This window comes from Stenotrophomonas acidaminiphila (assembly GCF_001431595.1).
In the GTDB taxonomy this organism is placed as follows: domain Bacteria; phylum Pseudomonadota; class Gammaproteobacteria; order Xanthomonadales; family Xanthomonadaceae; genus Stenotrophomonas; species Stenotrophomonas acidaminiphila.
In genome coordinates this window covers 1-14,889 of record NZ_LDJO01000063.1, presented here as the reverse complement: position 1 = coordinate 14,889, position 14,889 = coordinate 1, and the positions used below count along the sequence as shown (strand labels likewise).

10 protein-coding genes are annotated in these 14,889 nt (G+C 69.7%); 5 read left to right on the top strand and 5 right to left on the bottom strand.

Translation table 11 applies throughout. The annotated features are described in order from the left end of the window. The first annotated feature begins 88 nt into the window (after positions 1 to 88). Positions 89 to 886 (top strand): dienelactone hydrolase family protein, encoded by a 798-nt coding sequence (locus ABB33_RS15095; protein WP_056932634.1) that lies wholly within the window; start codon positions 89 to 91, stop codon positions 884 to 886. Positions 887 to 932: 46 nt separating this feature from the next. Here the strand turns inward: ABB33_RS15095 and ABB33_RS15090 are convergent, their stop codons facing one another. After that, on the bottom strand, positions 933 to 1,931 hold the full coding sequence (locus ABB33_RS15090) for a polyprenyl synthetase family protein (RefSeq protein WP_056932633.1): 999 nt from the start codon (positions 1,929 to 1,931) through the stop codon (positions 933 to 935). Between the two features lie 177 nt (positions 1,932 to 2,108). Between ABB33_RS15090 and ABB33_RS15085 the strand changes: the two genes are divergently transcribed. Then, positions 2,109 to 3,722 carry an alpha-glucosidase family protein gene (locus ABB33_RS15085; RefSeq protein ID WP_054664004.1) on the top strand — a complete coding sequence of 538 codons (1,614 nt, stop codon included), beginning with the start codon at positions 2,109 to 2,111 and terminating at the stop codon, positions 3,720 to 3,722. 533 nt (positions 3,723 to 4,255) lie between these two features. On the opposite strand, the gene ABB33_RS15080 is transcribed toward ABB33_RS15085, so the two are convergent. Both ABB33_RS15080 and ABB33_RS15075 read right to left on the bottom strand, forming a co-directional pair. Continuing rightward, positions 4,256 to 7,018 carry a TonB-dependent receptor gene (locus ABB33_RS15080; protein WP_056932632.1) on the bottom strand — a complete coding sequence of 921 codons (2,763 nt, stop codon included), beginning with the start codon at positions 7,016 to 7,018 and terminating at the stop codon, positions 4,256 to 4,258. 261 nt (positions 7,019 to 7,279) lie between these two features. Further along, positions 7,280 to 9,346: a glycoside hydrolase family 97 protein gene (locus ABB33_RS15075; RefSeq protein WP_056932631.1), complete on the bottom strand. Its 2,067-nt coding sequence runs from the start codon at positions 9,344 to 9,346 to the stop codon at positions 7,280 to 7,282. 197 nt (positions 9,347 to 9,543) lie between these two features. Here ABB33_RS15075 and ABB33_RS15070 point away from each other — a divergent pair, with 197 nt between their 5' ends. From ABB33_RS15070 to ABB33_RS15060, 3 genes are all read left to right on the top strand, one after another. Further along, positions 9,544 to 11,025 (top strand): MFS transporter, encoded by a 1,482-nt coding sequence (locus ABB33_RS15070; protein WP_056932630.1) that lies wholly within the window; start codon positions 9,544 to 9,546, stop codon positions 11,023 to 11,025. Further along, positions 11,025 to 12,755 (top strand): alpha-amylase family glycosyl hydrolase, encoded by a 1,731-nt coding sequence (locus ABB33_RS15065; RefSeq protein ID WP_225546688.1) that lies wholly within the window; start codon positions 11,025 to 11,027, stop codon positions 12,753 to 12,755. The genes ABB33_RS15070 and ABB33_RS15065 overlap by 1 nt, the downstream gene beginning before the upstream one ends. Before the next feature lie 91 nt (positions 12,756 to 12,846). Then, positions 12,847 to 13,227, top strand: a complete 381-nt coding sequence (locus tag ABB33_RS15060) for an SseB family protein (protein WP_056932628.1) — start codon at positions 12,847 to 12,849, stop codon at positions 13,225 to 13,227. A gap of 51 nt (positions 13,228 to 13,278) precedes the next feature. Here the strand turns inward: ABB33_RS15060 and ABB33_RS15055 are convergent, their stop codons facing one another. After that, positions 13,279 to 14,313, bottom strand: coding sequence for a LacI family DNA-binding transcriptional regulator (locus ABB33_RS15055; protein ID WP_056932635.1), 1,035 nt, complete (start codon positions 14,311 to 14,313; stop codon positions 13,279 to 13,281). Positions 14,314 to 14,383: 70 nt separating this feature from the next. Further along, positions 14,384 to 14,728, bottom strand: a complete 345-nt coding sequence (locus tag ABB33_RS15050; RefSeq protein WP_056932627.1) for a GIY-YIG nuclease family protein — start codon at positions 14,726 to 14,728, stop codon at positions 14,384 to 14,386. Between the last annotated feature and the right edge of the window lie 161 nt (positions 14,729 to 14,889).

The following is a 14,889-nucleotide window of genomic DNA, read 5'->3' as shown; positions in this document are numbered from 1 at the left end:
GTCTATGCCCGGCCGGCGTGAAAGGGCCGCACCGGCACCACGCCGGCCGGGCATAGACTCGGAGCGGTGACCCAACCGGAGTACTCCCATGCGGACCATGCGCAAGTGGCAGGTGGCGTTGCTGGTGGCGTGCGTGTCGGCGGCAATGCCGGCGCTGGCCAAGCTGCAGCAGCGGCCGGTGGAATGGCAGCTGGACGGCACCCGCTACAGCGGCGTGCTGGTCTTCGATGACGAGGGCGACGGACGTCGTCCGGGCGTGGTGATGGTGCCGAACTGGCGCGGGGTGAACGCTTCGGCGATCGAAAAGGCCGGGCGCATCGCCGGCGACGACTACGTGGTGCTGGTGGCCGACGTGTACGGCAGTGCGGTGCGGCCGAAGGACGATGCCGAAGCCGCCGCCGCCTCCAGGCCGCTGCGCGAGAACCGCGCCGTGCTGCGCGCCCGCGCCCGCGCCGCGCTGGATGCGCTGAAGGCGCAGGCCGGCAAGGCGCCGCTGGATGCCTCGCGCATCGCCGCGGTCGGCTTCTGTTTTGGCGGCAGCACCGTGCTGGAAATGGCGCGCGCGGGCATGCCGCTGGCCGGCGTGGTGAGCCTGCACGGCGGCCTGTCCACGCCCAGCCCGGCCGCCGCGGGCAGCGCCAAGGTGCCGATGCTGATACTCAACGGTGCCGCCGACCGCGGGGTGACGGCCGAGGACATCGCCGCCTTCGGCAAGGAAATGGACGGCGCCGGTGCCGACTGGCAATTCGTCAATTTCAGCGGCGCGGTGCATTGCTTCGCCGAATCCGACGCCAACAGCCCGCCGGGCTGCCTGTACGACCCGCGTGCGGCCAGGCGTGCGTGGAAGATGATGGACGACTTCCTGGAGGAACGGCTGCAGCGCTGAGCCGGCGCCCGGTCCGGCCGCGGCCGGCGAACCGGCCGCGCAGGGCTCAGTGGCTGCGTTCGACCGCGTAGCGGGCCAGGCCGCGCAGGGCGGCGACGGCATCACTCTCGGGCAGGCCGTCCAGCGCGCGTTCGGCGGCGTCGGCGTACTCGACCGCGCGCTGGCGGCTGTATTCCAGCCCGCCGGTAGCGCGGATCGCGGCCAGCACCTCGGGCATCGCGGCGGCATCGCCGTCCTGCACGATCCTGCGCAGACGTTCGCGCACGGCCGCGTCCGCATGCGCCATGGCATGGATCAGCGGCAGCGTGGCCTTGCCTTCGGCCAGGTCGTCGCCCAGGTTCTTGCCCAGCTCCTCGGCATTGGCCGAATAGTCCAGTACGTCGTCGGCGATCTGGAACGCGTAGCCCAGCGCCATGCCGTAGTCGTACAGCTGCTGCTGCACGGCCTCGCTGGCGCCGCTGGCCAGCGCGCCCAGGCGGGTGCCGGCGGCGAACAGCACCGCGGTCTTGCGCTCGATCACGCGCAGGTAGGCCGCCTCGTCGGTATCCGGGTTGTGGACGTGCAGCAGCTGCAGCACTTCGCCCTCGGCGATGCGGTTGGTGGTGTCGGCCAGGATCCGCATGACCGGCATGCGGTCCAGCTCGACCATCAGCTGGAAGCTGCGCGAGTACAGGAAATCGCCGACCAGCACGCTGGGCGCGTTGCCCCACAGCGCGTTGGCGGTGCTGCGTCCGCGGCGCAGGTCCGACTCGTCCACCACGTCGTCGTGCAGCAGGGTGGAGGTATGGATGAACTCGATGATCGCCGCCAGCTGGTGGTGCTCGGGTCCGGCGCCGCCGGCGGCATGGCCGGCCAACATCACCAGCATCGGCCGCAGGCGCTTGCCGCCGGCGGAAATGATGTGGTCGGCGATCTGGTTGATCAGCACGACGTCGGACGACAGGCGGTGGCGGATCAGGGCATCGACGGCGGCCATGTCCGGGGCGGCGAGGGTCTGGATGGCGGGCAGGCCCAGCGCGGGGCGGAGGTCTTCGGCGATGCTCATGCGATGGCGTCGGGGGGCGTGGGGCGATTATAGGCGGTGCCGCCGGTGACCGGGCGCCGCCGCCGGCACGCCCGTGAATACGTATGCACTGCGCGCCATGGCTCCGGTGCCGCCGCTAAGCTGGCGTGGTTCATCCATGCCCGGCCGCGGGCACGCACAAGCCCGGAGGGGCGCTCGATGTCGAACACTCCCTGGTGGCGGGGCGCCGTCATCTACCAGATCTATCCGCGCAGCTTCCTGGACACCAATGGCGATGGCGTCGGCGACCTGCCGGGCATCATCGAGCGGCTGGACTACGTCGCCTCGCTGGGCGTGGATGCGATCTGGGTGTCGCCGTTCTTCCGCTCGCCGATGGCCGACTTCGGCTACGACATCGCCGACCAGCGCGACGTCGACCCGCTGTTCGGCACCCTGGACGACTTCGACCGGCTGCTGGCCAGGGCGCATGCGCTGGGCCTGAAGGTGATGATCGACCAGGTGTTCAGCCACACCTCCGACCAGCACGCCTGGTTCCGCGAAAGCCGGCAGAGCCGCGACAATCCCCGCGCCGACTGGTACGTATGGGCCGACGCGCGCGAGGATGGCACCCCGCCCAACAACTGGCTGTCGATCTTCGGTGGCGTGGCCTGGAAGTGGGAGCCGCGCCGGCGCCAGTACTACCTGCACAATTTCCTGTCGTCGCAGCCGGACCTGAACTTCCACAACCCGGAAGTGCAGCAGGCCACGCTGGACTACGTGAAGTTCTGGCTGGACCGCGGGGTCGATGGTTTCCGCCTGGATTCGATCAATTTCTGCTTCCACGACGCGCAGCTGCGCGACAACCCGGCCAAGCCGGAAAGCGAGCGCGTGGGCCGCGGCTTCAGCCCGGACAACCCGTATGCGTTCCAGTACCACTACTACAACAACACCCGGCCGGAGAACGTGGGCTTCCTGGAGCGCCTGCGCGCGCTGCTGGACCAGTACCCGGGTGCGGTGACGCTGGGCGAGATCTCCTCCGAGGATTCGCTGGCGACCACCGCCGAGTACACCGCGCCGGGCCGCCTGCACATGGGCTACAGCTTCGAACTGCTGGTGGACGACTACAGCGCCGGCTACATACGCGCCACGGTGGAGAAGCTGGAAGCGACGATGCGCGACGGCTGGCCGTGCTGGGCGGTGTCCAACCACGACGTGCAGCGTGCGGTGACCCGCTGGGGCGGGCACCCGGCCGACCCGGCGATGGCCAGGATGCTGGCCGTGCTGGTGTGCTCGCTGCGCGGTTCGGTCTGCATCTACCAGGGCGAGGAACTGGGCCTGGGCGAGGCCGACGTGCCGTTCGAGGCACTGCGCGATCCCTACGGCATCACCTTCTGGCCCAACTTCAAGGGCCGCGATGGCTGCCGCACGCCGATGCCGTGGACCGGGGAGGCGCTGGCCGGCTTCAGCAGCGCCAGGCCGTGGCTGCCGATCCCGGCCGAACACCGCGCGCTGTCGGTGCAGGCGCAGGACGCCGCAGAGGATTCGGTGCTCAACGCCTTCCGCGCGTTCCTGGCCTGGCGCCACGCCCGCCCGGCTTTGACCGGCGGCGCGATCCGCTTCCTCGACAGCGCCGAGCCGGTACTGATGTTCGAGCGCGAATCGCAGGGCGAAACCCTGCTGCTGGCGTTCAACCTGTCGGCCGCGCCGGTGCGGCATCCGCTGCCCGGCGGCCACTGGCGGGCGCTGGACATGCCCGGCCCGGTCGCGGGCCGGTGCGAAGACGGCGAGCTGGCATTGCCGGCCCACGCGGTGTATTGCGCACGGCGCGACTGAGCGTTGCAACCCGCGACGCGGCCCGCAGGGGCGGAGAGCGATCTCCGTCCCTGCGGCGTTCCGCGTCGCGTGCGCGTGTACGGAAGTGCGTGCCGCCCGGCAGCGGCCATCGTGCGCCGCATGCGCTCCGGCGCCGCGGACCGGCGAGGGCCATGTCAGGGCGTTGGCCCGGCTGAGGCGTGCAACGCGCGTCCCGATCCGGATGGACCGCAGTGCCATCGCGCATGGACGGCGTGCCGGCACGTGTCTGCTGCCCGGTGCCCGGCGACAAGCGTCACCGGCCCGCGGGAAAGGTGCGGTGGGTGGCGGCCGCACCGCGATGCGGCGGCCGGCTGCCAGCGCCGCCGTACATGGACGCGGGCGTGGCCATCCCGGCCGTTGGCCGGGCAGGGCGTCGTCGGCGCAGCCGCGGCGGCCTCGACCGCATGGATCGTGACCAACGTACTCGGCAGGCCGGCCAAGGTGCCGGCCGCGCGCATGAAAGAGACCCGCTGCCTGGGCAGCGGGTCCGGAATGCGGCAACCGGTGAGGGATCAGAACTTGTAGTTCACGCCGATCTGGTAGCTGCGGCCCCACTCGACGGTCTCCAGCGGGCGGTCCTTGCTGCCGGCGTAGGTCTCGTACCTGGAATTGGTCAGGTTGCTGGCCTGCAGGAACAGGCTCAGGCCGCTGAACATCGTGTCATTGCCGAAGCTGTAGCCCAGCTGCGCATCGAGCACGTTCTCGCCCTTGACGTAGCGCAGGGTGCGGTTGCCGTTGAAGTTGCCGATCTCGCCGATGAAGTCCGAGCGCTTGCGCTGGTTCAGGCGCACTTCGAAGCCGTCGTTTTCGTAGTAGGCGGTGAAGTTGTACACGCGCTTGGACAGGCCCGGCAGCATGATCGGGGCGCTGCCGACGCTGGAGATGGTGCCCGGATCCGGCGGGATGGTGATGCTGCTGTCGTTGAAGCTGGCGCTGGCGACCACGCCGAAGCCGCGCAGGGCGTCGGCGAACAGGTCCAGTGGCAGCGAGGCAGTCAGCTCGACGCCGCGCAGGCTGCCGCCGCTGCCGTTGAACGGTGCGGTGTAGGTGCCGGTCGTCTGCGCCGGTGCCTGGAGCTGGGCTTCGTTGGCCGGGATCTTCAGCCACTCGGCGACCTGGCTGGTGAAGTCATAGCCATCACGCTTTTCGGTATAGATGTAGGTTTTCAGGTCCTTGTAGAACACCGCGGCGGCCACATAGGCCTTGTTGCCGAAGTATTTTTCCCAGGACAGGTCGACCGCGTCGGCCAGCCAAGGCTTCAGGTGCGGGTTGCCGCCACTGGCGCCGGGTTTGCCCTGGCCGGTGTCCATGCCGAACTCCATCGACGCGCGCATCTCGTCCACCCGCGGGCGCGCCACCTGGCGGGCCAGGGCGAAGCGCACGGTGTTCTCGGCCGGCAGTTCGAACGCCAGGTTCATGCTCGGCAGGAGCTTGAAGTACTTGCTGCCCTCGTTGATCGGTATCACCCGGCTGCCGACCGGCTGCGAGCCGTCCCAGTAGTTGGAGTGCGAGGACTGGTCCACGCGCTGGCCCTGCAGGCCGATGTTGCCGCGCACCGGGATCGAGCCGATCTCGGTGCTGATGTTGGCGCGCAGGAACAGGGTGGCGATCTCCTCGTCCACCGTCCACTGCTTGGGAATCAGGTAGCTTTCGGTGGTGGTGGGCCTGAACACCATGTACCTGGCGACCGCGGCCGGGACGTTCCAGGCCGGGATGCGGCCGGCGCCGGCGAAGCCCAGGTCGACCGGTGCGTACTGCAGGTCGGAGGCGATGGCGGTGATGCCCTGCGCGCCGAGGTTGATGTTGCCTTCGGCCTGGGTCTTGTCCTTGCTGCGGTCGGCGTAGTTGGCGCCCACGTCGATATCGCTGAACCAGCCCAGGGCTTCCGGCGCCGGGAAGTTGAGCGCCAGCTTGAAGCCCTTCAGTTCGTCGTCCACGTGCGGGGTCTTGCCGTAGCCCGAACCGTAGATGGTGTTGGTCAGGAACAGCTTGCCGGGGTCGGAGTAGTCCAGGCCCGGGGTGAACCGCGGGAAGTTGCCGCCGGCGAAGTCCAGGCGCACCGAATCCAGTTGCGGGGCGGGCAGCAGCTGCAGGTTGTTTTCCAGGTTGGTCTCGTCGCGCACGGCCTTGGACCAGCTGACGTCGGCCACCAGGCGCACGTCGCCGAAGGCGAACTCGTTGTTCCAGCCGAAGGCCTTGATGCTGTCCTCGCGGTGGTTGTACATGCCGCGCACCAGCGGATAGACGTTGTGCGCGACGCCGCTGGCGAAGCTGCCGTTGCGGGTCACCACGTCGGTCAGGTACAGGGGGTCGTAGCCACCGTTGTAACCGCCCAGGTGGATTTCCAGCTGGTTGGCGGTGTCGTATTCCTTGGCCTTGGTGTAGAACGCGTCGAGCGTGCTGGTCCAGGCATTGTTCGGGCGGAACTGCACGGTGGCCATGACCCCGTCGCGCTTGGCGTTGCCGGTACGGCGCAGCGCCTTGATGCCGTCGGAGTAGAACGTGCCGGCGGCCACGCCGGGGCGCCAGTCGTTGCCGCCCAGCGCCTGCCACGGCTCGTACAGGCCGACCTGGTTTTCCTGCTTGGCCATGTCCGAATGCGAGTAGCCGATGGCCAGGCCGAGGGTGTCGTCGGCGAACTTGTCCACGAAGCTGACGTTGAAGCGGTTGCCGTACGGGTCGACGCCGGCGGCTTCACCCAGCGAGTTCTTCTGGTAACGGCCGCTGACGGCGATCACCCGGCCGCCATAGCTGAGCGGACGCACCGTCTGCATGTCCAGCGTGCCGGACAGGCCCTGGCCGACCAGGCCTGCGTCGGGGGTCTTGTACACGGTCACGCCGCTGATCAGCTCGGACGGGTACTGGTCGAATTCCACGCTGCGGTTGTCGCCGGTGCTGACCATCTCGCGGCCGTTGAGCAGGGTGGTGGCGAAGTCGGGCGACAACCCGCGCACGCTGATCACCTGGGCGCGACCGGCCACGCGCTGGGCGGCCAGGCCGGGCAGGCGCGCGATCGATTCGGCGATGCTCACGTCCGGCAGCTTGCCGATGTCCTCGGCCGAGACCGCCTCGACGATCGAGGTGGCGTCGCGCTTGACCGATATCGCGCTCTCGATGCCGCGACGGATGCCGGTGACGGTGACGGTGTCCAGGTCGACGGCGTCGGCCTTCTTCTGGCCCTCGTCGCCCGTGCTCTGCGCGTATGCGCCGCTGGCCTGCAGCGCCAGCGCCGATGCGAGCGCCGCGCTCAACAGGTTGCGCTTGATGTTCAACATTCTCCCCTCTCCCAGGTGATGTCGTTGGATTGTTCTGTGCGTGCGCCCGGATTGGATCCAGGGCTCTGGTCGCCGGTGCGATGCGGTCTGGTTGCGACTGTCATGCATGGTAATCAGCAGGCAACGGCGCGGAATCGGCCTGCATACGTATTCAATGCGCCGGCAAGCGGCATGCCCGCCGGGTTTCCGCATGACAACGATGGCAACGGCGCCTCGCGGGCGCCGTCCATGGGAATCGCCGGCTCGCCGCCACCCGGCGGATCATTCCAGCGGCACGAAACGGATCGCCGCGCCACCACCGCGCGCGAGCTTCAGCGTGATGCGGTCGCCGCTGTCGACCTGGCGGATTTCGCGCACGAAGGCGAACGGGCGTTGCTGCCAGTCCGCACCGTCGCCATCGCGGTAGATCTCGGCGCGATAGCGTCGGCCCGGCTCCAGGAAGGCCAACGGCGTGTCCAGTTCGCGCGGCTGGTCGTCGCCGACGCTGCCCAGGAACCACTCGCCGCTGCCGCGCGCCTTGCGTGCGATGGTCGCGAACTGCCCGACCTCGCCGTCCAGCACGCGGCTCTGCTCCCAATCCACCGCGACATCCCGGATGAAGCGGAAGGCCTCGGGATGCTGCGCGTAGTGCTCGGGCAGGTCGGCCACCATCTGGATCGGGCTGTACAGCACCACGTACAGCGCCAGCTGTTTGGCCAGGGTGCTGCGCAGCGGCAGCCCGTTGCGGCCCTTCAGGCTGACGATGCCGGGGGTGAAGTCCATCGGCCCGGCCAGCATGCGCGTGAACACCAGCGTGGCTTCGTGTTCCGGCGGGTTCGGCGGCGCGCCCCACGCGTTGTACTCCATGCCGCGCGCGCCCTCGCGCGAGACCCAGTTGGGATAGGTGCGACGCAGGCCGGTGTCCTTGATCGGTTCGTGCGCGTTGACCGCGATGTGCCGCTGCGCCGCCTGCTGGACCACGCGCAGGTGGTGGTTGCTCATCCACTGGCCCTCGTGCCATTCGCGCAGCACCGGGCCGCCGGCGTCGTCCTGGCGCTGGATGTCGCCGGCGTCGCAGACATAGCCGGTCTTGACCACGTCCACGCCGTTGCGCGCGTACAGGTCGAGCGCGGCCGGCAGCTGCCGCTCGTAGTGGCTGACCGCGCAGGCGGTCTCGTGGTGGCCGACCAGGTGCACGCCCTTGCCGGCGGCATACCGCGCCAGTGCCGGCAGGTCGAAGTCGGCGGTGGCGCGGGTGAAGTCGAAGCCCCAGCCGTTGGCGAACCAGTTGCCGTCCCAGCCCGGGTTCCAGCCTTCCACCAGCACGCCGCGGAAGCCGTTGGCCGCGGCGAAGTCGATGTAGCGCCGGGTGTTGGCGGTGGTGGCGCCGTGCCGGGGGCCGGTCGCCCAGGTCTCGGTTTCCAGGTGCAGCGACCACCACACGCCGACGTACTTGGCCGGCCTGAACCAGCTCACGTCGCCGATGGAGTTGGGCTCGTTGAGGTTGAGGACCAGGCTGGATTCGGCCAGGTCGCCGGCGCGCTCGCCGATCTGGATCGTGCGCCACGGCGTGGCGAACGGCAGCGTGCGCACCACCGCGGCATCGCCGCTGCCGGGCGTGAGCGCGGCACGCAGCACGTCGCCGTCACCGCGTGCCAGGTTCATGCCGGCGTAGTCCACCAGCGCGGCCTCGTGCAGTGAGATGTGCAGGCCGCTGTCGTCGCGCAGGGTGAGCGGGGTCTGCGCGGTGCCGATCCCGCGCAACGGGGTGTGGCGGTACAGGTACTCCTCGCGGTTCCACTCGAACGCCGGGATCCACCAGGCGGTGGCCGGGCGGGCGAGCGCGAATTCGGTCAGCTCGGCGCGGATCCGCGCTTCGCTCATCCCGGCCTGTTCCGGGAACTCGTAGCGCAGGCCGACGCCGTCGTCGTAGACCCGCAACACCACGTCGAAGCGACGCCCGGGATGGGCGGCGTCCACGGGTTTCTCGGCGAAGCGGGCGCGCAGCTCGTTGTAGTGGTTGCGGGTCAGGCGGCGCTCGCCCCAGGGCTGCTCCCAGGTTTCGTCGAAGCTGCGGCGCGATTGCCCGACCAGTTCGAGGTTGCGTTCCAGGCGCCCGTCGCCGAGCAGGAAGCCCAGCCGCGAGGGCGCGATCACCGCCTGGCCGCGGCGTTCCACGCGGTAGGCGATGCGGCCTTCGTGCTGCGCTTCGAGGGTGACCGCGAGCACGTCGCCGGGCGAGGCGACGCGCGCCAGATCGGCCGCCTGCGCGGCGTGTATGCCGGCCAGCAGCAGGGCCAGGGCGGGCACGATGCGCGACAGGCGGGAGGATGGGCGTGGCAGGGCCATGGCGGGTATCGACTCCGGAGTGCGGGAACGGCAGGCAGGTGCCGCCACTATTCCAGTTGGTGCACAGCGTCATCGCCGGTACCTGCATTGAATACGTATGCACCGGCGGTGCGCATCCCACGGGCGGCCTCTACCATGGCCCGGGCGCCGTGGCGGCGTACATCGCATCCGTGATTCCCGGAGGGGGGAAGCGCTTGATGAAAAGCAAACCGCAGCTGTCGTTCTGGCAGATCTGGAACATGTGTTTCGGGTTCCTGGGCATCCAGTTCGGCTTCGCGCTGCAGAACGCCAATGCCAGCCGCATCTTCGAAACGCTGGGCGCGTCGATGGACGCGGTGCCGGGGTTGTGGATCGCCGCGCCGCTGACCGGGCTGCTGGTGCAGCCGGTGGTCGGCTACCTGTCCGACCGCACCTGGACACGCTGGGGGCGGCGCCGGCCGTTCTTCATGCTCGGCGCGGTACTGACCACGCTGGCGCTGCTGGTGATGCCCAACTCGCCGACGCTGTGGATCGCCGCCGGCACGCTGTGGGTGCTGGATGCCTCGATCAACGTGTCGATGGAGCCGTTCCGCGCCTTCGTCGGCGACCAGCTGGCGCCGCGCCAGCGCCCGGCCGGCTATGCGATGCAGAGCTTCTTCATCGGCGTCGGCGCCATCGTCGCCAGCCTGCTGCCGTTCCTGCTGGCGCGCTGGGGCGTGGCCAACACCGCCGCGCCGGGCGAGGTGCCGGACACGGTGCGCTACGCGTTCTATTTCGGCGCGGTGGTGCTGCTGGCGGCGATCGCCTGGACGGTGTTCAGTACCCGCGAGTACACGCCGGCGGAGCTGGCGGCGTTCGACGATGCCGAGCCGGCCGGCGCACACCGCACAGCCGCGGCCAGTGGTGCGCCGTCGTGGGCGCAGGCCGCGGCCTGGCTGCTGCTGGGGACCGCGCTGGCGATGCTGATCGCCTGGCGCCAGGGCGACAGGATGCTGTACGTGCTGGCCGGGCTGTGCGTCGCCTACGGCGTGCTGCTGGCGCTGGCGCGGCTGCTGCCGGGCACGCACATGCTGGCGGCCATCGTCGGCGACCTGCGTGCGATGCCGGCCACCATGCGGCGCCTGGCGTGGGTGCAGTTCTTCTCGTGGTTCGCGCTGTTCGCGATGTGGATCTACACCACCGCGGCGGTGGCCGGCACCCATTTCGGCTCCACCGATCCGCAATCGGCCGCCTATAACGAAGGCGCCAACTGGGTCGGCGTGCTGTTCGGCGCCTACAACGGCTTCGCCGCGCTGGCGGCGCTGGCCATTCCGGCGATGGTGCGCGTCCTCGGCCTGCGCGGGAGCCACCTGCTCAACCTGTGGCTGGGCGGCGCCGGGCTGGTCTCGCTGATGTTCATCAGCGACCCGAAGTGGCTGCTGCTGTCGATGGTCGGGGTCGGCTTCGCCTGGGCCTCGATCCTGTCGCTGCCGTACGCGCTGCTGTCCGACAGCGTGCCGGCGGCGAAGATGGGCGTGTACATGGGCATCTTCAATTTCTTCATCGTGATCCCGCAGCTGGTGGCCGCCAGCGCGCTCGGTTTCGCCCTGCGCGCGTGGCTGGGCGGCGTGCCGATGCACGTGCTGGTGCTGGGCGGCTGCAGCCTGTTCGTGGCCGGCCTGTGCGTGCTGCGGGTCCCGTCGCGTCCGGAGGTGGTGTGATGCATGCGTGTCTGTCGATGGCCCGGCTTGCCGCGGCCCTTTCCCTCGTGCTGCTGGCCGGCGCCGCGGCAGCCGCCTCGCGCCCGGACTATGTCGGCACCACCGAGCCGTTCGCCAGCGACGCGGTGTACTTCGTCGTCACCGACCGCTTCGTCAACGGCGACCCCGGCAACGACCATCGCGACCAGGGCGGCGAGCACCCCACCTTCGACATCCCGGTGCATTGCGCGGACGGCATCGACGGCAACATCGGTTACCTCGGCGGCGACTTCCGGGGCCTGCTCGACAACGCCGGCTACATCCGCGGCCTCGGTTTCGGCGCGGTGTGGATCACGCCGATCGTGGACAACCCCGACCAGGCGTTCACCGGCAGCCGCCCGGTGACCTGCAGCAGCAGCCTGACCGACCGCGGCAAGACCGGCTACCACGGCTACTGGGGCATCGATTTCTACCGGCTGGACGAGCACCTGCCGAGCGCGGACCTGGATTTTCCCGGGCTCACGCGCGGCCTGCACGATGCCGGCCTGAAGGTGGTGCTGGACATCGTCGGCAACCACGGCTCGCCGGCATGGACGATGCCGGTGCGGCAGCCGCAGTTCGGCCAGCTGTTCGACGCGCAGGGCCGGCTGGTGGCCGACCACCAGAACCTGCCGCCGCAGCAGCTGGACCCGAAGCACAACCCGCTGCATGCCTTCTACAACACCATCGGCCCGGTCGATGGCGAAAAGGGCTCGATCTTCGACGGCAACCTGGCCGAGCTGTCCGATTTCAACCAGCACAACCCGGCGGTGATGGACTACCTGGTCGGCGCCTACCTGCAGTGGACGGCGCAGGGCGTGGACGCGCTGCGCATCGACACCATCGGCTGGCTGCCGCACCCGTGGTGGCATGCCTTCGTCCAGCGCATCCGCGCCGCGCACCCGGGCATGTTCATGTTCGGCGAGGCCTTCGACTACGACGCCGCGCGCATCGCCGAGCACACCTGGCCGGCCAATGCCAACGTCAGCGTGCTCGATTTCCCGCTGCGCGGTGCGCTGTCGGCGGTGTTCGGCAGGGAAGGGCAGGGCTACGAGGCGCTGGCCGGACCGCTGCATCTGGAAGGCGGCCCGTATGCCAACCCATACGCGCTGATGACGTTCTACGACAACCACGACATGGCGCGGCTGGACGCCAGCGACACCGGCTTCATCGACGCGCACAACTGGCTGTTCACCGCACGCGGCATCCCGGTGCTGTACTACGGCTCGGAAACCGGCTTCATGCGCGGCCGCGCCGAACACGCCGGCAACCGCGCCTACTTCGGCCAGGATCGCATCGCCGCGGCGCCACGCAGCCCGATATTCGCCCCGCTGCAGCGCATCGCGCGCCTGCGCGAGGCCACGCCGGCACTGCAGCGCGGCCTGCAGGTCAACGAACGCCTGCAGGGCGACCAGGCCGTGTTCTACCGCGTGCTGCAGCATGGCCGGACCGCACAGACCGCACTGGTGCTGCTCAACAAGGGCGACACCGCGCAGGCCTTCGAAGTGCGCCGCTACCTGCAGGCCGGCACCTGGCGCGATGCGCTCGATGGCGGCACCCAGGTGGTGCGCGATGTGCTGAAGGCGACGCTGCCGGCACATGGGGTCAAGGTGTTCGTGCTCGACGCCGAGGTGCGGCAGCCGGCGCTGCAGGCACGGCTGGACGCGGCGATGGCCGACCAGGCCGCGCGCGACGCACGCCTGGCCCGCTGACACGCGGTGCCGGCGCCGGTATTGGCGCCGGCAGGGGCCGGCATGGGGCGCTGCGACGGTACAATCCCGGCCCCGCCCGATGCCTGCCGCCATGGACACGCCTGCCCCGCAGAACCCGCTCGAAACGCTGCTCAAGGCGGCCATGGAGGGCGCGGTGCCGATCAAGGCCTTCATGCAGGGCTTCGTCGCTTCGGAAGTGGTGCTGCTCACCGGCAGCCGGGTCACTCCCGACGGCAGCGGCTTCGATCCGCTGCTGTTCGACAAGCAGGGCGTGCTGCACGTGGCGGTATTCACCGACATGGCGCGGGTCGGCATCCACACCCAGCAGGCGCCGCATACGCTGCGCTGGCTGATGCTGGACGTGCTGCGCCGGGTGCCGGGCGGCTACGGCGTGGTGGTGAACCCGGGCACGTCGCTGGGCTTCGAGATAGCGCCTTCGGGCGTGGGCGAGCTGCTCAGGGACTTCGGCTGAGATCCGGGGCGGCTGCCCGGGCAATGCCCGGGTGGCCCGGCCACGATCAGGTCACGGACGCGCCTGCGACGACTCGCGCAGGGCCAGCTTCACCGCGATGCTCTGGCTGTCCACCGGCTCGCCCGCGATCAGCGCCAGCAGCTTCTCCACCAGCAGGTGCCCGGCCAGTTTCGTGTCCTGCTGCACCGTGGTCAGTGCCGGCGACACCGACGCCGCCAGCGGGATGTCGTCGAAGCCGGTGACCGCTACGTCCCGCGGGATGTGCAGGCCATGTTCGCGCAGCGCGCGCAATGCGCCGATGGCGATCAGGTCGCTGGCCGCGCAGACCGCATCGAAACGCTGCCCGCCGGCCAGCAGGGCGGCGCAGGCGGCGTGGCCGGACTCTTCGGTGGTGATGGCGTCGTGCTGCAGCGCCGGCTCCGGCTCAAGGCCGCGCGCACGCAGCGCCTGCGCGTGGCCGCGGTAGCGTTCCTGGAATTCCGGGTAATGGCTGGAGGCATGGCCGAGGAAGGCGATGCGGCGCCGGCCCTGGTCGAGCAGGTGCGCGGTGATGTCGAAACCGCCCTGGAAGTTGTCGCTGCCCACCGACACCCCGGGCTGGCCGGGCAGGGCCGCGCCCCAGCGCACGAAATGCGTGCCCTGTTCGACCAGCCGCTGCAGCCGCTCGACCGATTGGTGGTAGTCGCCGTAGCCGAGCAGGATGATGCCGTCGGCCTTGTTGCTGTCCTCGAAATCGGCGTGCCAGTCGCTGGACAGCTGCTGGAACGACACCAGCAGGTCCTGTCCCCTCAATGCGCAGGCGCGGGTGATCGAGCCCAGCATCGAGTGGAAGAACGGGTTGATCAGCGAGTCGTCCGGGGTCGGGTCCTCGAAGAACAGCAGCGCCAGCGTGCCGGACTGCTGGCAGCGCAGGCTGGAAGCGTTCTTGTCCACCTTGTAGTTGAGCTGGCGGGCGATCTCCAGGATGCGCCGGCGGGTGTCGGCGTTGACCATCGGGCTGCCACGCAGGGCGCGCGACACCGTCGGTTGCGAAACGCCGGCCAGGTGCGCGATATCCAGTGACGTGGCTTTGCCCTTGATGACCATCATGACCGGCAAGGTGAAGGTGCCGGCCATCATGCCATGGGGCGGCGGCGGCCGCGGCGGCCGCGCCGGATCAGCGCAGCGCCGTGGCGCCGGTCCGCCGGCAGACCTCGGCCAGCGCGTCCTGCAGCAGGCGCTCGTGCTCGAAGTCGTGCAGGTCCGGGTCGTGTTCCAGCACGTGCGCCTGGTGCCACTCGAACGCATCGGCGCCGTGCAGGTTCCAGGCCTGCTGCAGTTGCCGGTGCGGGTGGTTGCCCATGCGCAGGGTGAACCACAGCCGGTTGCCGATGGTGGACAGATCCCGCGCCTGCCCGGCCCAGCGCTCGCCGCTGGTGGTGCAGCGCACGTGGTAGATGCCGCTGCGGATCGCGCGGCGTTTGTAGTCGGCGATCTGCTGCCGGCGCTGGAGCTTGTCCATGGGAAGCGGGTCCTGGAGGGGTGGATGATATTGCCCGGGTAAAAATACGATGGCAATATTACCCGGGTCAAATATGGAGCCGATGCATGAACGATCCCCTGAAGGCCCCCCATGCCCTGTTCGAAGGCCGTCGGCTGCTGGTCCGCGGTGAGCTGCGCGAC

Coding starts and splice junctions, on each gene's coding strand:
- ABB33_RS15090 (WP_056932633.1), bottom strand. CDS start 1,931: ATGAGCATCGCCGAAGACCTCCGCCCCGCGCTGGGCCTGCCCGCCATC.
- ABB33_RS15060 (WP_056932628.1), top strand. CDS start 12,847: ATGGACACGCCTGCCCCGCAGAACCCGCTCGAAACGCTGCTCAAGGCG.
- ABB33_RS15075 (WP_056932631.1), bottom strand. CDS start 9,346: ATGGCCCTGCCACGCCCATCCTCCCGCCTGTCGCGCATCGTGCCCGCC.
- ABB33_RS15050 (WP_056932627.1), bottom strand. CDS start 14,728: ATGGACAAGCTCCAGCGCCGGCAGCAGATCGCCGACTACAAACGCCGC.
- ABB33_RS15080 (WP_056932632.1), bottom strand. CDS start 7,018: ATGTTGAACATCAAGCGCAACCTGTTGAGCGCGGCGCTCGCATCGGCG.
- ABB33_RS15055 (WP_056932635.1), bottom strand. CDS start 14,313: ATGGTCATCAAGGGCAAAGCCACGTCACTGGATATCGCGCACCTGGCC.
- ABB33_RS15095 (WP_056932634.1), top strand. CDS start 89: ATGCGGACCATGCGCAAGTGGCAGGTGGCGTTGCTGGTGGCGTGCGTG.
- ABB33_RS15070 (WP_056932630.1), top strand. CDS start 9,544: ATGAAAAGCAAACCGCAGCTGTCGTTCTGGCAGATCTGGAACATGTGT.
- ABB33_RS15085 (WP_054664004.1), top strand. CDS start 2,109: ATGTCGAACACTCCCTGGTGGCGGGGCGCCGTCATCTACCAGATCTAT.
- ABB33_RS15065 (WP_225546688.1), top strand. CDS start 11,025: ATGCATGCGTGTCTGTCGATGGCCCGGCTTGCCGCGGCCCTTTCCCTC.